The sequence below is a fragment of the Deltaproteobacteria bacterium genome (assembly GCA_020845895.1).
Lineage (GTDB): Bacteria > Lernaellota > Lernaellaia > JACKCT01 > JACKCT01 > JADLEX01.
Window position 1 is genome coordinate 46003 of the sequence record JADLEX010000102.1, and the last position, 19861, is coordinate 65863.

16 protein-coding genes are annotated in these 19861 nt (G+C 63.5%); 9 read left to right on the forward strand and 7 right to left on the reverse strand.

Annotated features, from left to right (window positions below):
* Positions 1–9: 9 nt before the first annotated feature.
* Positions 10–1293, forward strand: a complete 1284-nt coding sequence (gene eno / locus IT350_14000; GenBank protein ID MCC6159157.1) for a phosphopyruvate hydratase — start codon at positions 10–12, stop codon at positions 1291–1293.
* A gap of 65 nt (positions 1294–1358) precedes the next feature.
* On the opposite strand, the gene IT350_14005 is transcribed toward eno, so the two are convergent.
* Together IT350_14005 and IT350_14010 are read right to left on the reverse strand one after the other, a co-directional pair.
* The gene (locus IT350_14005) at positions 1359–2519 is read right to left on the reverse strand and encodes a PLP-dependent transferase (GenBank protein MCC6159158.1); all 1161 of its coding nucleotides are present in this window, start codon (positions 2517–2519) and stop codon (positions 1359–1361) included.
* 65 nt (positions 2520–2584) lie between these two features.
* A complete protein-coding gene (locus IT350_14010; protein MCC6159159.1) occupies positions 2585–3658 on the reverse strand; it encodes a hypothetical protein in 1074 nt (357 codons plus the stop codon).
* A gap of 169 nt (positions 3659–3827) precedes the next feature.
* Here IT350_14010 and sppA point away from each other — a divergent pair, with 169 nt between their 5' ends.
* Positions 3828–5549: a signal peptide peptidase SppA gene (sppA, locus tag IT350_14015; protein ID MCC6159160.1), complete on the forward strand. Its 1722-nt coding sequence runs from the start codon at positions 3828–3830 to the stop codon at positions 5547–5549.
* A gap of 10 nt (positions 5550–5559) precedes the next feature.
* On the opposite strand, the gene IT350_14020 is transcribed toward sppA, so the two are convergent.
* Complete coding sequence (locus IT350_14020; protein MCC6159161.1) at positions 5560–6243, reverse strand: zinc metallopeptidase; 684 nt, start codon at positions 6241–6243, stop codon at positions 5560–5562.
* Between the two features lie 148 nt (positions 6244–6391).
* Here IT350_14020 and ligA point away from each other — a divergent pair, with 148 nt between their 5' ends.
* The 6 genes from ligA to IT350_14050 all read left to right on the forward strand — a co-directional run bounded on the left by ligA (position 6392) and on the right by IT350_14050 (position 14412).
* A complete protein-coding gene (gene ligA, locus IT350_14025; protein MCC6159162.1) occupies positions 6392–8413 on the forward strand; it encodes an NAD-dependent DNA ligase LigA in 2022 nt (673 codons plus the stop codon).
* 23 nt (positions 8414–8436) lie between these two features.
* On the forward strand, positions 8437–8703 hold the full coding sequence (locus tag IT350_14030) for an acylphosphatase (GenBank protein MCC6159163.1): 267 nt from the start codon (positions 8437–8439) through the stop codon (positions 8701–8703).
* Positions 8703–10775, forward strand: a complete 2073-nt coding sequence (locus IT350_14035) for a hypothetical protein (protein ID MCC6159164.1) — start codon at positions 8703–8705, stop codon at positions 10773–10775. The genes IT350_14030 and IT350_14035 overlap by 1 nt, the downstream gene beginning before the upstream one ends.
* A 10-nt stretch (positions 10776–10785) precedes the next feature.
* Positions 10786–12177: a sigma-54-dependent Fis family transcriptional regulator gene (locus IT350_14040; protein MCC6159165.1), complete on the forward strand. Its 1392-nt coding sequence runs from the start codon at positions 10786–10788 to the stop codon at positions 12175–12177.
* Between the two features lie 3 nt (positions 12178–12180).
* Positions 12181–12486, forward strand: a complete 306-nt coding sequence (locus IT350_14045; protein ID MCC6159166.1) for a helix-hairpin-helix domain-containing protein — start codon at positions 12181–12183, stop codon at positions 12484–12486.
* Positions 12487–12708: 222 nt separating this feature from the next.
* Complete coding sequence (locus tag IT350_14050; protein MCC6159167.1) at positions 12709–14412, forward strand: hypothetical protein; 1704 nt, start codon at positions 12709–12711, stop codon at positions 14410–14412.
* A gap of 7 nt (positions 14413–14419) precedes the next feature.
* On the opposite strand, the gene IT350_14055 is transcribed toward IT350_14050, so the two are convergent.
* From IT350_14055 to IT350_14070, 4 genes are all read right to left on the reverse strand, one after another.
* Entirely contained in the window at positions 14420–15370 is a 951-nt protein-coding gene (locus tag IT350_14055; protein ID MCC6159168.1) for a hypothetical protein, read from the reverse strand.
* Between the two features lie 332 nt (positions 15371–15702).
* Complete coding sequence (gene rsmI, locus IT350_14060) at positions 15703–16560, reverse strand: 16S rRNA (cytidine(1402)-2'-O)-methyltransferase (protein ID MCC6159169.1); 858 nt, start codon at positions 16558–16560, stop codon at positions 15703–15705.
* Complete coding sequence (locus IT350_14065) at positions 16557–17069, reverse strand: hypothetical protein (GenBank protein ID MCC6159170.1); 513 nt, start codon at positions 17067–17069, stop codon at positions 16557–16559. Before IT350_14065 ends, rsmI begins: the two co-directional genes overlap by 4 nt.
* Complete coding sequence (locus tag IT350_14070) at positions 17069–18292, reverse strand: hypothetical protein (protein MCC6159171.1); 1224 nt, start codon at positions 18290–18292, stop codon at positions 17069–17071. Before IT350_14070 ends, IT350_14065 begins: the two co-directional genes overlap by 1 nt.
* 232 nt (positions 18293–18524) lie before the next feature.
* Between IT350_14070 and IT350_14075 the strand changes: the two genes are divergently transcribed.
* Positions 18525–19652, forward strand: a complete 1128-nt coding sequence (locus IT350_14075) for a 1-acylglycerol-3-phosphate O-acyltransferase (protein MCC6159172.1) — start codon at positions 18525–18527, stop codon at positions 19650–19652.
* Positions 19653–19861 lie beyond the last annotated feature (209 nt).

A 19861-nucleotide genomic window follows, 5' to 3' on the forward strand; every position in this document is an offset into this window, starting at 1 on the left:
GGCAAAAACATGGCGACGATAGAGACGATCAGGGCGCGGGAGATTCTCGATTCCCGCGGCAATCCCACGGTGGCGGCGTGCGTCGTGCTCAGCGACGGCTCGCGCGCGGAGGCGATGGTGCCGTCGGGTGCGAGCACCGGCAGCCACGAGGCGGTGGAACTGCGTGACGGCGACAAGTCGCGCTATTTGGGCAAGGGCGTGCTGAAGGCGGCGGCGAACGTCAACGACCGGATCGCGCCGCGCCTGCGCGGAATGGACGCGTCGGCTCAGGAGGAGATCGATCGCGCGATGATCGAACTCGACGGAACGCCCAACAAGGGATCGCTCGGCGCGAATGCGATTCTTTCGGTCAGCATGGCCGTGGCGCGCGCGTACGCCATGTCGGCCGGCGTCGAGTTGTTTCGGTCGATCACGCGCAGCGACGAGGCGACGCTGTTGCCGGTGCCGATGATGAACGTGATGAACGGCGGGCAGCACTCGACAAACAACGTGGACATCCAGGAGTTCATGATCGTCCCGGCGGGTGCGCCGAATTATCGGGAGGCGCTTCGTTACGGCGCCGAGGTGTTCCACGCACTCAAGAAGGTACTGGTGGAGAAGGGTTACAGCACCGGCGTGGGCGACGAGGGCGGTTTCGCCCCGGACTGCAAGAACAACGAGGAACCGCTTCAACTCATCACGACCGCGATCGAAAAGGCGGGGTTCCGCCCGGGCGAGGACGTGTATTTCGCGCTCGACGCGGCGGCATCCGAGTTCTACCGCGACGGCGCGTACACCCTCGAAGCGCAGGGGATGAACCGCGTTTCTTCGGAGGAGGTCGTGGCGTTTTACGAGCAACTCGTCGGCAAATATCCGATCCTCTCGATCGAGGATGGACTCTCGGAGGACGACTGGGCCGGTTGGAAACATCTGACCGACCGGCTCGGCAAGAAGATCCAACTCGTCGGCGACGATCTGTTCGTGACGAATCCGGTGCGCCTCGCCGAGGGCATCGACAAGCAGATCGGCAACAGCATTCTCATCAAGCTCAACCAGATCGGCACCGTGACGGAAACGGTCGACGTCATCCGGCTCGCGTCGAAGAACTCCTACACGCAGGTCGTGTCCCATCGCTCCGGCGAGACCTGCGATACGTTTCTGGCGTCGCTGTCGGTGGCCTGCAACACGGGGCAGATCAAGACGGGCTCGCTGTCGCGCTCCGAACGTCTCGAAAAGTACAACGAGCTGTTGCGGATCGAGGAGGAACTCGGCGCGCGGGCGCGCTGGATCGGCCTGAACGCGTTTCCGCGATAAATCTCGTTTATCAAATTGAAAAAGGACGCCGGTTCGCCGGCGTCCTTTTCGCGTCTGGTTGATCGTCAGATGGCGGCGAGCGCTTCGTCGAGATCCGCGATGAGATCCTCTTTCGCCTCGATACCGATGGACAGCCGGATGTTCGCGGGCGTGATTCCCGCCGCTTTTCGGGCCGCCGCCGTCATCGATGCGTGGCTCATGGTCGCGGGGATCTCGACGAGCGAATGCACACCGCCGAGCGATTCGGCGAGGGTGAAGAGCTTCGTGCGCCGCACGAACGAATCGGCCGCCTTTGCGCCGCCCGCGATGTCGAACGACATCATGCCGCCCGGTCCCGCCATCTGCCGTCGCCCGAGATCGTATTGGGGATGATCCTCGAGCCCCGGATAGTAAACGTGCTTCACCTTGCGATGGTTTGCGAGAAAATCCGCCACGGCCTGAGCATTTTCCTGATGGGCCGCCATGCGCAGCGGCAGCGTCTTGATCCCGCGCAGCACAAGGTAGGCGTCGAACGGCGAGCACGCGGTGCCGAGCGCGTTGGTGAGATAGGCGATCTCTTCGCCGCGTTTCGCGTCGCGCGTGATGATTGCGCCGCCCACGACGTCGCTGTGACCGTTCAGGTACTTCGTCGTCGAGTGCACGACGACGTCCACGCCCAGGTCGAGCGGGCGCTGGAGCACCGGCGTGCAGAACGTGTTGTCGGCGATGGTGACGAGCTTCTTCTTCCGCGCGATTTCCACCACCGCCGCGATATCGACGATGTTGAGCAGAGGATTGCTCGGCGACTCGATCCAGATGCCGCGGGTGGAGGGCCGAATCGCGTCACGGACGTTTTTCGGATCACGCATGTCGACGAAGCTGACGTCGATGCCGTGCCGATTCGCAACCGACGAGAGTAGACGAAACGTTCCGCCGTAGATGTCGTGACCGGCGATGAGATGGTCGCCGGCGCGGAACATGAACAGCACCGTCGTGATCGCCGACATGCCGGTGCACGTCGCGCGAGCGAGCGCACCGCCCTCGATGGCGGCGAGATTTTCCTCGAGCGCGGTGCGTGTGGGGTTGCCCGAACGGGTGTAGTCATACCCGGTCGTCTTGCCCGGCTCGACGAAGGCGAAGGTGGACGTGGGGTAGATCGGCGTGGCGACCGAACCCCAAGCGGGGTCCTTCTTCGCGCCGGTGTGCACGCACGTCGTGCTGAACCGATAGCTCTTGGGTTTCGACATCGTCGAATCTCCAATTCAGGAAGTGTCGAAAAGCCGCGTCTGGTATCACGGCTTGATGGATCGGATCAAGCGGTGCGGATCACGCCGCCGGAATCGCGAAGCCTGGGCGACGCGAAGAAATCGACGAATCCGCAGACGTAGAGCGTCCAGATGATGCGATAGAGCTGCTGCGTCGAAATGCGCATGGTGATCGCGATGTTGCGGTATTCGACGTCGGCGACGCGAATGCTGTTCCAGATGCGATCCACGTGTGGAGCGATGCGCAGTTCGTGGACCGGAAAGAATGGAATGTCGGGCAGCCCGACATACCTCCGCTCCACATCCTCGCGGCGCTCTTCCGCGGGCAGGTAGTCGTAGTTCTTCCAGTACACGTTGAACAAGAGCCGCGGCAGACGGACATCAGACGGCCGGAAGTGCTCGCGGAGGTTCTCCACGTCGGTAAAAGTCCAGACGCCGCCGGTCCACGCCAGCAGTTCGCCGAGTTTCAGCTCAACCTGGATTTTCAGGTACTTCTTGACTTCCTGCGGCCCGAGCACGCCGATTTCGATCAACGCGTCGCCCTGCAGAATTCCCTTTGCCTTGCGCAATTCCAGCGAGCGAAGGACCTCGTCTTCCTGGATGCGCCCGACACGCTGAAGAATGCGGCCCAGGCATTCGCCGGGATTGAAGGGGCGGGACGTCACCTGAAGCAGGTCTCCGTGCTCGAAGTAGAGGCTCTTGCACCGACCACCCGTCGTCACGAAACGCAGGACCCCGCTGCGTCGTTCGTGGTGCGTTTCGCCGATGATCCTGGCAGCGTCGTCGGGCGTCCAGGGTTTGCCGATCAATTGCTCCGCGAGTTCCTCGCGCCGCGAAGGTTCGCGCACGGCGCGGACGGGCTCGGCCCGTTTCTTTCTTCGAGATTCCTCGGCGCGGGGCGCGTATGAAGGGAGTCGGATCAGGTCGAGCGCGATGAGATGCTCGACCGCGTCCTCCATGTCGCCGATCGAAACGTGCAGCGATTCTCGGATGATCCCCAGAGACGCGAGGCCGTTGACGCGCGCAAGGATGGCGGTCTGCGTCGTCGACAGCATGACGCTCAGGTCGGCGAAGTCGACGTCGGTATTGAGAGTCGGAACGCTGTCCCAGTCGCGAATCACGCCAAACTCGTCGTGCGGGCGGTTAAGAGCTTCTGAATAGCAACCGGTGCGAGGCCTGTAAAGGACCGCACCAAGTTTCCGGCATATCCCGACAGATGCATTCGCCGAGTCGTTGCGCGCCATGGGGATTCCCACTACGCTCAAAATCCCCTTTCGTTCAGGACAAGGAATGGTTCGCGAGAGAATCCAAAAGTTGTGGCGAGTCGTCTGGCATGGGTTCTGGGCCGCGTGCTATCGAGTCGTCGAGCGGCGAGCGCATCACAACAGCGTGGTCATTCGAATCGAAGGCGCTTACCCCGAGGTCGTGCCCTTCTCGGTTTGGCGATATTTCCGGCGCGATCGGCGCGATTTCGCGCGACTGGTCGAAAGCCTTCGCCTCGTCGCGGCCGATCCGAAGATCGAGACCCTGGTGATCGTCGTCTCGCACGGTCGCATGGGTCTCGCGCGGACGCAGGAGACGGCGCGACTCGTGCGGGCCGCGCGCGCGGCGGGAAAAAAGACCATCGCCGTGATCGAGTCCGGCCATACGCCGGACTACGCGATCGCCGCGCAGTGCGAACGCGTGGTCATCGTGCCCGGGGCATTGCTCTTCGTCACGGGACTCGCGTTCGAATCGCTCTTCGTCAAGGATCTTCTCGATCATCTCGACGTCGAGCCGGATCTCCTCCATGAGGGTCGCTACAAAAGCGCGGCGGAAACGCTCATGCGTTCCGGCCCCTCGCGCGATGCCGACCGCATGATGAAGGAGCTGCTTGCCGACGTTCATCGCGAGTTGATCGACCTGATCGCCGCGGGGCGCGGCGTGGACGCTGCCCGCGTGTGCGAATGGCTCGACGGCGGTCCGTACGGATCCTCCGACGCGAAGTCCGGCGGACTCGTCGACGACGTCGCTTACTGGGACGAAGTGCGTTCGGGGCTTGGCTTCGACAACGGCAAGAGGCGGTTCATCGCCTCTCATCGTCATCATCGAATCCACGCCGCCGTGGAACGTCACGAGGCGCTGGCGAAGTCCGCGCCGGTCGTTGCGGTCGTGACGGCGGCGGGTCCGATCGTGGATCGGTCCGGCCGGCAAAGCGGAGCGCAGATCACACCGAAGGCGCTCGGTCGCGTGCTGCGCGCGCTGCGACGGGACGACGACGTCAAGGCGGTGGTTCTTCGCGTGGCGTCTCCCGGCGGTTCGGGTTCGGCGAGCGATCTCATTCATCGCGAGCTGATGCGGCTGAAAAAGAAGAAGCCGCTCGTCGTATCGATGGGCGACGTGGCCGCGTCGGGCGGGTACTACCTCGCCATGGCGGGAGATGTCGTTTTCACCGAATCGGCCTCGCTCACGGGTTCGATCGGCGTCATCTCCGGAAAGGTCTCGCTGCGCGGACTGTACGACCGTATCGGCGTGAAAAAGACCGTGTATCGCGGGGGCGAGAACGCAGCGATCATGTCGGATTACGGGACGTTTTCGGACGGCGAGCGAAAACGGATGAAGGCGCTCAATCGCGAATTCTACGATTTGTTCAAGTCGCGCGTCGCGTCGTCGCGGCAGATGTCGGTCGAAGAGGTCGAGGAACGCGCGCAGGGGAGAGTCTGGAGCGGAGCGGCGGCCGTCGAGCGACACCTCGCGGATCGGATCGGCGGGCTGAACGAGGCCATCAACGAGGCGATCCTTCGCGCGAAAGCCGGTCCCCTCGCGCTGGTCGAGCACGTCCACTACGTTCGTGAGCCTTGGATGTCGTTCGGATCGCTGCCCATCGCGAGGGAAATGTCGTCGGCAGTGGCGGCGCTCGGCGATCTCGTCGGCGAGTGGTCGGCGTTGTACGAGGAACTCTCGCTCGTGCGACCGGAACCGACGTGCCTGGCAGTCTCCCGTCCGCGACCCGTCGATTCGGACGAGTGGTGAGTCGCAGGCTTTAGTCGTCGCGACCCATCCCCGAGAGCAGTACGAGCCGCACCAGTTCGATGATCGCCACCAGCGTGGCCGCGACGTAGGTCATGGCCGCCGCCGAGAGCACCTTCTTCGCGCCGCCGATTTCGCTCTCCACGAGAATGCCGGTGTCCGACAGCACGCGGATCGCACGAGCGCTGGCGTTGAATTCCACGGGCAGGGTCACGAGATGGAAGAGCACGGCGAACGCGTAGAGGACGATGCCGATCTTGAGCAGGATCGGAATCTGGAAAAGGAACCCGCCGATGACGAGCGGCCACAGCAGCGTGCTGCCGAGACTCGCCACGGGCACGAGCCGGGAGCGGATCGCCAGCGGAACGTAACCCTGCGCGTGCTGCAGGGCGTGTCCGGCTTCATGTGCGGCCACGCCGACCGCCGCGAGCGAGTTGCTGTTGCCGACGTCGGGGGACAAACGCAACACGCGGTCGCGCGGGTCGTAGTGGTCCGAGAGCTTGCCGTGGATGCCCTCGATGCGCACGTCGTGCAACCCGGCGCGGTCGAGCACCATGCGCGCCGCCTGCGCGCCGGTCAGGCCACGGGCCGACGGGACCTTGGACCACTTCTTGAAACTCGAATTGACGCTCCACTGAGCCCAAATGCCCAGGAGAATCGCGGGGATGAGCAGAACGAAGGTCGGATCGTAGAACACGGAACACTCCTTGCGGCCGGATCGCCCCGAACCGTCTGACACAAAGATAAGTCTCGCGGTTCCAAAGTCAAACCTCGAACGTAGGGAAACTGACGCGGCGTTGAAGACATGCGGGACCGCGTGCTAGTTTTCGGGCACGAGGACGCCGATGGAAACGCACGAAGCGCGATTGCGCGCGACCGAACTTCGCCACGCGATCGCCCGTCACAACGACCTGTATTACCGTCAGGACGCACCCGAAATCAGCGATGCGGAGTACGATGCGCTAATGCGAGAGCTCGCGGATCTCGAGGCGCGGTTTCCGGACATTGCCACGCCCGACTCGCCGACGAAGATCGTCGGCGCGAGGCCGTCCGAAAAGTTCGAGAAATTCACGCACGCGCTGCCCATGCTTTCGCTCGCCAACGCGATGAACGCGGGCGAGCTGCGCGAGTTCGATGCCCGGGTCCGGCGGCAATTGGATTGGGGTTCCGAAACGCCGATCGACTACGTCGCCGAACTCAAGATCGACGGATTGGCCGTGGAACTCGCCTACGAAAATCGTCGCCTCGTCGCGGGGTCCACGCGCGGCGACGGCACGATCGGCGAACTCATCACGCGAAACCTTCTCACAATCGCGGCGATTCCTCGCGAGCTTCCGTCCGATGCGCCGGACCTGCTCGATGTGCGCGGCGAGGTGTACATTCGCAAGAGCGACTTCGCGGCGATGAACGCCCGCCGCGAGGAGGAAGGCGAGCCGACCTTCGCGAATCCGCGCAATGCCGCTGCCGGGTCGCTGCGTCAGTTGGACCCGGCCGTGACGGCGTCGCGGCCGTTGGCAATATTTTTATATGGGATCGGTCGCACCGGTGACCTGCGGCTCGACTCACACGAGGACTGGCTTCGCCGCCTTTCGGCGTGGGGTTTCCCCGTCAATCCCGAGCGCCGGCTTTGCCGGGGAATCGACGAGGCGGTGGAATATTACGAGTCGATCCCCTCGATCCGCGGCGACCTGCCGTTCGACATCGACGGCGTCGTCGGCAAGGTGAACCGGCTCGATCTTCAGGAACGGCTCGGCATCCTGTCACGCAGTCCGCGATGGGCGATCGCCGCGAAGTTTCCCGCGCAGCAGGTCCAAACGGTCGTCGAGGCGATCGACATTCAGGTGGGGCGCACGGGGGCGCTGACTCCGGTGGCGAGACTGACGCCCGTGGCTGTCGGCGGCGTGACCGTGTCGAACGCATCGCTGCACAATCAGGACGAGATCGACCGGCTCGACGTGCGGGTCGGCGACACGGTGGTGATCCAGCGCGCGGGAGACGTCATCCCCGAGGTGGTGTCGGTCGTCACCGAATCACGGCCATCGGAAGCGGTCCCATTCTCGATTCCCGATTCCATTTCGCATCATTGTCCGGTCTGCGGATCGGAGATCGTACGGCTGCCGGACGAGGTGGCATGGCGATGCGTGGGATCTGCGTGTCCCGCGAAACGGATCGAGAGCCTCTGCCACTTTGCGTCGAAAAACGCGATGAACATCGACGGACTTGGCGAAAAACTGATCCGGCAAGTCGTGGAGAGGGGGGTCGTGCAAAGCCCGGCGGACATCTATCGCCTCACGCGCGAACAGTGGGCCGGTTTGGATCGCATGGCCGACAAAAGCGCCGAGAATCTCCTCGCGGCGATTGCGGCCACGAAGTCGACGACACTGCGACGATTCATTTTTGCGCTCGGCATCCGACATGTCGGCGAAGCGACGGCGAAGGCGCTGGCGGACGCATTCGGGTCCATTCACGCCGTCATGGACGCGACGACCGAGCAACTGGCGTTCGTTCCGGACATCGGTCCGATCGTCGCGGCGTCGATTCGCGGATGGTTTGAAGATCCCGGTAACCGACAACTTGTCCTGGACCTGCTCGCTCTGGGCATTGCGCCCGCGTGGGAAAAGACTCGAACCGTCGGTCGGCTTGCCGGGAAGACCATGGTGCTGACCGGGACTCTGGCTTCCATGGACCGTGGCGAGGCCAAACAGCGACTCGAAGCCCTCGGCGCGACGGTCGCCGGCAGCGTGAGCAGGAAGACCAGCGTGGTCGTCGCCGGCGAGTCCGCGGGATCGAAACTCGACAAGGCCCGCGAACTCGGCATCGAAATCTGGGACGAAGAGCGGCTCTTGCGCGAAATTGGTTCGGAGTGAGCGCGAAAGGCGGATTGAATAAAATGGATGCCGCGCATCTGGTGATCTCGGGCCGAGTGCAGGGGGTCTGGTATCGCGCAAGCGCGCGCGAAGCGGCAATGCGAATCGGTGTCACCGGTTGGGTACGCAATCTGCCGAACGGCGATGTCGAAGCCTTCGCCGAAGGGGGTCGTGACGACGTGGAACGCTTCATCGAATGGTGCCGCCAAGGGCCGCCGCACGCACGGGTCGAACGCGTCGACGTCAGGCGGACGGAACCTGAACGTCACGCCGCGTTTCAGATCCGCTGATGCTCGGCGCCCTCAACGTCCGCACCCAAGCCCTGCTGCTCACCGCGCTGATCGCGGCGATGCTGGCGATCGTGGTTTGGACGCGGAAAGAGCGCAGCCGCACCACGCTGCCGTTTTCAATTTTCAATGGCGTCATCGTCGCGTTCGCGTCGTCGTACGTCGGCGTGAAAATCACCGGCGACCACAACTTTCTGCGGGCAATGGTCTGTGCCGCGGCGTTCGTCGTCCCGAGCTATCTTTATCTTATCTACAGCTACGTCATGACGCCGGTGCGCTGGCTCGACGCGGTGCTTGTCGCGCTCTTCGGAGCGGCGGCGGTATTCTCCGTCTCCGCGTTCATTCCTCAGTTCGACACGGCGATTCGGCTGGTCTCGTGGTTTCCGCCGGGCGCGCGGTCCGGGCGCGTCGCGCTCGCCATCCTCGCGATCAGCGCACCTGCGTTCCTGCTGCTCGTCGCGCGTTTTTCGCGCGAGCGCGAAACGGTTCTCCGACGGCGCTATCGAGGTCTCATCGCGGCGTCGGGCGCGACGATCGGTCTTTGCGCATTTGCGGAGGCGGCGGGAGGAGGGGGACCGGTCGCGCCCGTCGCGCTGATGTCTTATCAATACTACCTGTTCCAGTCCGTGGTTCGGTACCAGTCGTTCAGCCTTGGCACCTTCGCCGTGCGCACGATCATGCTGGTCACCTCCACGATTTTTCTCATGGTCGTGTACGGACTCTTTTTCTATCTCGTGCGTCCGTCGCCGGTGCTCTTCGTCTTTCACACCCTCGTCGTCGCGTTCATGATGATGGTGATCTACGACCCGCTGTTTTTCACCTTGGCAGGACGTGCGCGCGAGTGGATTCAGCGCGGACGCGGCGACGTGGTGCGCCGGATCGACGTGCTGGTCGCGGAACTCGCCGAAAAGTTCGCGCTCGATGAAATCGGCGAGTTTCTCGCGCACCGGGTGCCCGCGGAGCTGGGCCTGACCGGAGCGTCGGTTTACCTCGCCCGCGAAAGCGGCGGACTGACGCGATGGGCGGGGGCGCTGCACGGCCCGGAACTGCTCGATGGCGATTTGGCGGAAGACCTCGCTCTGTTGCGGGGCGCCGAGTCTCGCGCACAGATGACGCAGCGGGTTTCGGAGAGTTACGCCGGCGCCGAGCGCGATCGGTATCTGCGCCTGCTGAAACTGATGGAAGGCTGCTCCGCGGATTGGCTGATTGCGATGCGCTACCGCGAGGAACTCGTCGGCGCTTACTTGACGGCCGGGTCGTCGTTGACGGAACACGGACCGGAGTCTGGCAGCCGACTCGAGGCGATCGCGGATCAGGCGGCGGTGCGTATCGTCAACGCGAGGATCTATCAGAAACTGCGTGCGCAGGACCGCATGGCGACCCTGGGCGAACTCGCCGCGTCTCTCGCGCACGAGATTCGAAACCCGCTCGGCTCGATGAAGGGCGCGGCGCAATATCTCGTCGACGAACCCCTGAGCGCCACCGCGCGGGAATTTGTGGAGATCATCGTCGCGGAGGCCGATCGCCTCAACCGGGTGCTGACGCGGTTTCTCGACTACGCGCGTCCGTTCGCGTTGAAGAAGAGTCCGTGCAACATCAACGACGTGATTCGGCAGACGGTGGCGTTCCTGCGCGAGGGAGAGATGCCTCGCGAATTGCGCATCGAGTCGTCGCCGGACCCCGGCGCTTCGGCCGGGAATTTCGACCGCGAGCAGATCCGGCAGGTGCTGATCAATCTGCTAAAAAACGCGTGGGAGGCGCAGCCGCCCGGAGGCGAAGTCCTGATCGCGACGCGACGGGTCGGATCGTTTCTGAACATCGAGATCGCGGACCGCGCGCCGACGATCGGCCCGTCCGTGCGCGCTCAGATGTTCACGCCGTTTTTCACGACGAAGGAAACGGGTTCCGGATTGGGACTTCCCATCAGCCAGCGAATCGTACAGGCTCACGGCGGCCGAATCGTCGTGCGGGAGCGCGATGGCGGCGGGAACGTTTTCACCATCGAATTGCCGGTGGCGGGCGAGCGGGCGGACGCGGTCGTCGATGACCGTGCCGACGCGGCGCCGGGTCGATGACGGAGTCTTCATGCCCCTGATCCTGATCGTCGATGACGAAAAAAACATGCGCCGGGTGATCGCCGCGCATCTCGAACGCGAGGGATTCGATTGCCTTGAAGCCGAGAGCGGCGAGCGGGCGGTCGAGGTGCTCGCGGAGGAATCGCCGGACTGCGTGCTGACCGATCTTCGGATGCCGGGAATGGACGGGATGGAACTGCTGCGCCATCTCTCGGCGACGCGCGCGGGCACTCCGGTCGTCATGTTGACCGCGCACGGCACGGTGCAGACGGCGGTCGAGGCGATGAAGGTCGGCGCGTTCGACTACCTCACCAAACCCTTCGACAAGTCGGAACTCGTCGCGATCGTGCAAAAAGCCGTGCGATCGCGCGATCTGGATCGCCGGGAGCCCGCCGCGACGGCAGGCGACGAACTGGTCGTGGACGGCGGCGATTCGCCGTCCAGAAACCCGCAGATGAAAGCCCTTTTCGCGCTCGTCGACCGCGTCGCGAAAAGCCCGACCACGGTGCTCATCACCGGCGAATCCGGCACCGGCAAGGAAGTGATCGCGCGACGGTTGGTGGAGCGCAGCGACCGCGCCGCCGCACCCTACATCCGCGTGAATTGCGCCGCGATCCCCGCGTCGCTCGTGGAAAGCGAACTGTTCGGCCACGAAAAAGGCGCGTTCACCGGCGCGGTTGCTGGAAAGCCGGGGCGTTTCGAATTGGCCGACAAAGGGACGTTATTTTTGGACGAGATCGGTTCCATTCCCCTCGAAACGCAGGTCAAGCTTTTGCGCGCGATTCAGGAGCAGGAGTTCGAGCGCGTGGGCGGCGTTCGGACGCTGCGCGTGGACGTCCGGCTCGTCGCCGCGACGAATGTGGATCTGCGCGAAGAAGTTGCCGCCGGTCGGTTTCGCGAGGATCTTTATTACCGCCTGAATGTCGTCCATTTGCGCCTGCCGCCGCTACGCGAGCGCATGGAAGACCTCGATACCCTGGTCGAGACGTTTGTCGCACGGTTCAATCGCCGCCTTGGCCGAAAGGTGAGAGGAGTCGACACGGAAGTCTGGGCGCGGCTGCGTGCACACCCGTGGCACGGGAACATCCGCGAACTCGAAAACACGATCGAACGCGCGGTGCTGCTGGCCGAGGAAGATGTGATCCGCGTGGGTGATCTGCCCGAGGAGCTGTCGGTCCGAACGAAAACGATTGCGCCGCTCGCCAACACTTCGGGGGATTCGCTGGACCTGAAGGATGCATCGCGCGACGCCGCCGCCCGCGTCGAGATCGAGATGATCGGCGCAGCGCTGCGTCGCACGGGCGGCAACGTGACGCAGGCCGCCAAGCTGCTCGGCCTTTCGCGCAAGGGGTTGCAGATCAAGATGAAGGACTACGGGCTGGAGCGGCAATCGGGGGATTGAGTGATGGTGAGGCGTGGTGCGGTCGACAAGCTGGCCATGGCGGAATTGACGTCCATTCCGAACATCGGGCCTCGAATGGCCGAGGACTTGATCCGGCTCGGCATGCGTCGACCGCAGGACCTGCGCGGCGCGGACCCGGACGACCTGTACGAGCGCCTGTGCCGGCTCGACGGTGTCCGACACGATATCTGCTGTCTCGACGTATTTCGCGCGGCGGTCGATTACGCCGACGGCAAGGGCGCGAAACCGTGGTGGGAGTATTCCCGGGACCGAAAATCGGGGATTCGTCCGTTTCCCAGGGCGACTTGACCGCCCGTAAGGTTTGCGAGAATAGTTATCCACCGTTCCACGTTTACCCGGGTGTTTTTTATGAAACGTGCCCTCGTCATGGTTTTGGCTTTGGCCGCGGTTTTGGCGATTGCCGCCGGCAGTTTCGCCGACTGGGAACTGAAGCAGGTCGGCGGCATCACGTAGCCGAGCCAGCTCTACAAGGTCTGGGCGATCGACCGCAACCATCTCTACGTCGTCGGGATGGGTTTCGACGGCCTGTTCGACGTGTTCAACGAGCACCTGATCCAGCGGAGCACCGACGGCGGCGACACGCTGGAACCCCTGTTCACCAAGAACATCAACCCGTTCTCCGGCGGCCTTTGCAACTCGTTTTACGCGGCATTCGATCTGCACTTCGACGATCTGTACGAGGGCATGGTGGTCGGCGCGTGGCACAACAACGAGTCGAACTGTCTGTTGATCTACGAGTCGAACTGGATCGCGAAGACGACGAACGCGGGCGCGGACTGGACCGAATACACGCCGGCGCCGATCTACGAGGATCACCAGCTCAACGCCCTCGACATTCACGACAGCGGCGTCGGCTTCGCCGTGGGCGACGCCATGAACGTGTGGAAGACCGCGAATGGCGGCGACACCTGGACGATCTCGAACAATGTGCCGTCGGTGTGGGGCAACGAAGCGCCGCTCCATGACGTGGATGTCGTGGACGAGGATCTCATCTACGTCACGTCGGAAATGTTCATCGACGAGATCACGGACGATGACACGGAATTCGAGGAAGATTTTGACGGCGATGTGAACGGCATCCAGGGCGAGCTCCTGCGCAGCACCAACGGAGGGCAGTCTTGGGAGAGCCTGTTGAGCGACGCGAATCTGGGTTTTCATCAGGTCCAGTTCATCGACGCGTCGCGCGGCTGGTTGCTGGTTACGAACGAGGACGCCGAGGTCACGCAGATTCGTTACACCACCAACGGCGCGGCGACGTGGAACAACGGGACGCTCCCGACGATCTCCGGCATCGGAGCGCCGGGAAGCGGCTACGTCATCGGCGCGTTTCAGATGCTCGACGCCGATATCGGCTGGGCGGTCGGCGGCAGCGACTACGACAACGATCTTGTGATCCTTCGAACGACCAATGGCGGGGTGACCTGGCAGGCTGATCCGCTCCGAGGAGCGGGGCAACTCTATTCGATTCATATGGCCAACGAGCGCGTGGGTTTTGCCGTCGGATCGCGCAAGGTAGTTGTGGGCTTTTATGAACCGGGCGATTTTGCGCCGATCGCCGACGCGGGTCCGGACCAGACGGTTCCAGTGGGAACGAACGTGCACCTGGACGGCAGCGGCAGCTACGATCCGGACGGCGATCCGCTCACCTACCAGTGGACGCAGCTCTCGGGGCCGAACATCACCCTGGTGACGGACACGAGCGAGAGCCCGACGTTTGACGCCGACCAGGTCGGTACCATCACGATCCGCCTGGTCGTCGCCGATTACGACATGAGTTCCGCGCCGGACTCGGTGACGATCGAGGTTGTTGATGAGACGGACGACGACACCGACGACGATGTCGACGACGACTCCGACGATGACTCGGACGACGACTCGGACGACGACGACGATGACGACGATTGGATTCCGGACGACGACGAAGACGATGACGGGGACGATGACTCGCCCTTCGACTGCCGGTCGCTCATGTCGATGCTCTACGATGTGTGCGACGCGTTTCTGACCGATTACGAGACACGCTTCGACGCCGAAAACGCTTGCGATGAAGAGACCGAACCGTGGGATTGCGCGGTCGAGTGCCGCGCGAACAACAGCGAGTGCGACGGGCTCTTCGAGTGTCTCGAGGATGAGTGCGACGTCGACGTCTCGCGAAACAAGATCGAAGAAGATACCGACGGCGGCGATATTTCGGGCGGATGCAGCGCGTTTTAGGGGCGGCTCAAGCGACCGCGCGACGCTCCGACCACCACCACGCATAGAGACCCGCGGCCAGGACGGGGAGGGCGAAGATCACGAGTTCGCCCTCGCCGGCAACCCCGAACAGCCCCGTCGCGACCGTGAGAAACACGATGCCGAGGGCGATCACGTCGAGTCGGGCGAACCAAGCCCCCGTCGGCGAGGAGTGCGCCGCGCGGTAGTCGGGCGAGGGATTGCGTGCGACGGACAGGAAATAGGGCAGCATCACGGCGACCGCGAGCATGACGAAATGCGACACACGGTTGAGTTTGATGAGATGCTGACCATCCAGGGCCTTCTGAGAAAAGTGAATCCCGCCGTGATCGAGCACCACGCGGCGAATTTCGTGAAATCCGAAATGCACGGGAAACGGAATCAGTCCGAGCAGCGCCCACGCGCGGTTTTTCAGCCGCGCCGACGTGAACAGCAGCCACGGCGTCAAAAAGTCGAACCCGACCGAGAACCACTCTGTGATGCCGCGCTCCACGTCGCGCAACGCGGGTGACGCCTTCATTCCGCGCGGAGGGGACCAATGCCACCAGTCCATGCGTCCGGCGGCCGTCTCCATGAGCAGCGCGAAACCCATCATCATCGAGCAGGAAAACAGGAGCTGGACGAGCAGATTGTCCTCGTGCGGCTTTCGTCCGGCGAGAAGACGTTCGGCGATGCTCCAGGAGATGTACACCGCGATGCACCAGCCCATGGCTTCGACCACGCCGGTACGTCCCACGGTCATGACGGACATTTCAAATCGGTACGGGGGTTTGCCGTTCGTGATCCAATAGACGAGGTTTCCGCGCAGAAGACCGAACCCGATCAACGATGCGAAGAACGCGATCGCCGTCCGTGTTCCGCGCATCTTCGCGCAGTGAAAGACGATGCAGACGAACGCGATGCTCGCGGGGATCGCGAGGACGAGAAAACTGGCCGACATGATGTTTCCCTGAAGTTCGTGGAAGGACTTTAACGGGGCTTCACGAACGCGTGCAAGGGGCGTGCGGCGGGGTATGGGCCGGAACCGATCAACGAATGGCCCCAAGGAGCGCGTGAGTTCAACGGGAGGCAACCATTGTCACGTTTCGCGTCCCTTGGGGCCATTCGCCGAGCCATCGGCGTCTTCAGTCATCTCTCGATTTGAAGGGAAGCAAGGCTCGTGCCGGACGAATCCCAATGTCCGTCGACAGAATTTGAGCGTCATTTCGCGCCGTTCGCCGGCCATCGCTCGTGTGCGACACGCGTCGGCGCCGTGAAAATCCGTAACGCTCCTCAGGATTCTGATTCGTCGTCAATGCGACTTTCCGTGACGACACGATACGCATCCTTTCGCGGGATCCCGCAAAGGATCGCCGCCGCGTCGGCCAGATCGCGGTCGGAAAGTTGCGTACGTTCACGAAGCTTACGGAGTTTTTCCGCCAGGTCGGCGTCGGTCGCGCGCTCGCGGCGCGGCGTTTCGACGTGAACCACCAATGCGATCTCGCCCGGCACGTCGCGCGACGCGTACTCGGTCGCCAAGTCTGACGCACGGGCACGCCGAGCCTCTTCGTGAAGCTTCGTCAATTCGCGCGCCACGCACGCCACGGGATCTGCGAGATGCTCACGCAGGTGCTCGAGTGTTCTGACGAGTCGGTTCGCGGATTCGTAGAGGACAAACGTTCCGCCCGTCGCCATGCGACGCCAGATTTCGGAACGTTTGACCCCTTCGCGTGGAATGAACCCGAGAAACGTGAACTCGTCGCTGGGCAGACCCGACACGGCGAGTGCACTGACGGCGGCACAAGCGCCGGGGACGACGCGGACCTCGACGCCCGCTCGGTGCGCGGCATCGACGATGCGATATCCCGGGTCGGAAATGGCGGGATGCCCCGCGCTTGAGATGAGGCCGATCGTCCGTCCGGCGAGACATCGCTCGATCAACGATTCGGCGCGGTCTATTTCGTTTCCCTCGAAGTACGAAATCATCGGTTTGCGGATTCCGAACGACGCGAGAAATCGCCCGCTGTGACGCGTGTCCTCGGCGGCGATCAGATCGCATTCGCCGAGTACTTCGACGGCGCGCGGGGGCAGGTCGCCTCGGTTGCCGATGGGCGTCGCGACCAGCCAGAGCCGACCCACGTTGGCGGTCACGAATCGTGCGGTTTGTCGGCGTCGGGAAATTGGACGCCGGGGGAGACGGGCGGTTTCTCGGAAACGCGTCGGTACCGTCGGTAGAGACTGAATACCACGAATCCGAGCCCGATCGGGACGAGGATCTTCGGAATCGGGCCGGGAATCACCAAGCCCGCAATCCCAAGGAACGCGGCGACGTAAAGGGCGAGGTATTCGAGGTTGTTGCGGCCGGAGTCCGCGGGGGGCCGCGGGCCGGTCATGAACATGAGATTCATGAGCGTCTGCTGGTAACGGCGAAACTGGCGACGCGATTCGACGCTGAAGTCGTCCTTCGCGTCCACAAGCGGGCTGTAGCGACGCAGTCCTTCACGCAGCAAACCGCCGCGCGTGATGTGATTGAAATAGTCCCGGTGGCCGTCGTCGGCTTCCGGAGCGGCGAGAACCCGCGCCCAGAGCCGCTCTTCCTCCGCGAGCAACGCGGCTCGATCCGGCGTCGGAGCGACCGGGGCGGCCGGGATCTCGTCCATCACTGGAACCGTTGTTTCTCGACGGCGAGCTTGCGCGCCTGCACCGTGAGGATGCCGGGGACCTGTTTGGACTTCCCGATCGAGCCGAGATCTTTCACCGTCAGTTTGCCGAGCATCTTTCCCGACATGTTGATCGGCGTCTTCGGATTCCAGCAGAGCGCGTGGACGACCGCGTAGTTTCTCGTCCAGTCGCGATTGGCGGCGATGACGCGGATGAGCTCTTCCGACTGCGTCTTGTCCTTGGCGAGCTTCACGATCTCCTCGACCGTGATCTTCGGGTTGCGCAGCACGCACTCCTGCACGAGGCGGATGGGGCTCTTGATGAGGATATTCCGCGCCTCGATATTGCCCTTCATCGCGAGACGCAGTTTGTCGAGCACCGGCAGCCGGTTGACCTTCATCTGAAGCGATTCGCGCACCTGCGGCGCGATGTCGTCCTCGGGATCGACGAGCAGATCGGCGGCGAAGTCGTCATCGCGGCTGAAGACTTCTCTCTGGAGTTGCGCGAGGCTGAAATCCGGGGGCAGTTCGTCGCGCCAATCCGCCGGAATGGGCGACTCGAACCCGTCCGCCATGTACCCGGGGTCGGACACGGTTTCGGTTCGCGGTGTGACGTCGTCGATGATCCCCGCCGCGCCCGCTTCTTCGTCGATCTCCTGCTCCATGAGCGCGCGACGCTTCTGCGCGAGCACCTCGGTATAGGGCAGGCCGATTTGCAGCAGGAAAAAGTCACGGGCGCGGTTCAGGACCGAGATCGGCGTGTTGTTGTTGAGCTCGAGCGCTTCGAGGATTTCCGGCATGCGAACGAAGCGGTCTTCGTTCTGGGCGATCAGCGTGATGGTGCGTTCGTTCGCGACCTGACCGGCGAGATAGGCAAACGTCTCATCCGCCGTGTTTCGGTTGAGCAGAATCAAGTCGTAAAGCGTCGGGTCGTCGAAGCGCCGGTGGGCGAACCAGTGCAGGACTTTCTCGTGGACACCGCTCTGGAGCGAGGTGCGGATGATCTCGGGCGGCAGATCGCGAAGGCTGTTTCGCGCCGTCCGTTTGATGTTCGGGTCCTCGTCGTTCGCGAGGTAATAGAAACAGGTGAGAAGATCCTGCGTGCCGAGAGGGACGAATCCGTTCGCCGCGGCCAGCTTGACCGCGGTCGGCGCATCCTGCGGGAGGATCTGTTTCAGCCGTGGGCTGAGTTCGTCGTAGGTCAGCGGCTCAAATGGTTGCATGCGGCATCCACGATGACGGACGGAGGCTGCCCCGTCGCAAGTCCGATCAGGTGCCATGATAACCGGACGCCGGGCGCTCGCAAGAGCCTATGAGGGCCAACCCCGGAGAACTGAAGAGGAATTTTCGGTCCCGCGTGGCCGGTCCCGACGTGCCCGTATTGGACAACCGGCCGGACATGCGATAATACACACCCTCGCTACAGGTCCGAGAGGGCGTTTGGGAGGTCGATTCGTGTTTGCCGTCGTGCGTTCGGCCCTGATCTGGGCCGCCGTCGTGTTGATCATCCTGGCGTTCTGGCCATTGCTCGCGATCGTTCGCCTGTTTGACCGCGACCCGGCCCACTACCGCACGGGCCGCTGGTTTCGACGATGCGGCGTGGCGATGACGAAGGTCAATCCCCTGTGGAAGATCCGGGTCGAAGGGCTGGAGCACGTTTCGAATCCCCGCAATCCCTACGTCGTGGTCAGCAATCATCAGTCCATGGCGGACATCCCGATCATTTCGCGGCTGCCATGGGATATGAAGTGGGTCGCCAAGGCTTCGCTCTTCAAGATTCCCGTCATCAAGACGATGATGCGCCTCGCGGGCGACATCCCCGTCGATCGCGGCGACAAGGACAGCCGCGGCAAAGTCTACGGCCTCGCCCAGAGCTACCTGAAGCGCCGCTGCTCGGTGATGTTCTTCGCGGAGGGGACCCGCGCGAAGGACGACAGGGTGCTCGCGTTTCACGATGGCGCGTTTAAGCTGGCGATCCAGGCACAGGTGCCCGTGCTTCCGCTCGCGGTTGACGGGTCGCGCGACTGCCTGCCGAAGCACTCCTGGATCTTCCGCAACATCAGCCGCATCAACCTCGCCGTTCTGGAACCCGTTCCCACCGCGGGGATGGCCGAAGACCAGGTCGAGCTTCTGCGAGAGACCGTCCGCAACCGGGTCATGGACCAGTTGGCGCTTTGGCGCGGCGTCGCCCGGCACGAGGTCGACTCCCTCGCGACCGTGGCGACCTTCGGTGAGCCGGGTCCGTCGTCGGTCCGCTGGGCCGAATTGCTCGCGTCCCTCAAGGAACTGCACGCGCACACATCCGAGGCGCTGGCGCGAATGCCGCATTTCGCGACCGACGCGTCCGAGAAGCTCGCCGAGTTGCAGCATCGGGTGGCCGAGGCCATGGCGCGCGTGCCCAGCATGGCGGCGGAAACCGTGGAAGCGCTGCTTCGGAAGATCAGCGAAATCCGCGAGGCGCTCGCCGAATTCCAGCACCAAACGGCGGACGCGCTCCACGAGACCCCACAACGCCTCGCGCGGGCGATTCAGGACCTCGCCGATCTGATCCCATCGGGACCCGAAGCGCAGGTTTTGGCGTAATCGCGACCGGGCTCCCGCGCGGCAGACATTTCCGGTTGAAGCCACCGCCGAATCATGGTACGCGTCCGTCGGGATCGCGGCGCTCGAGCGCCAATTTTTTTTCCCGGGAGGTCGGCGATGGACTGGGGATTGGCGAACCGTATGGCGAGGATCTTCCGTCCCGAGACGGGACGGACCGTGATGCTCGCGGTCGATCATGGCTATTTTCA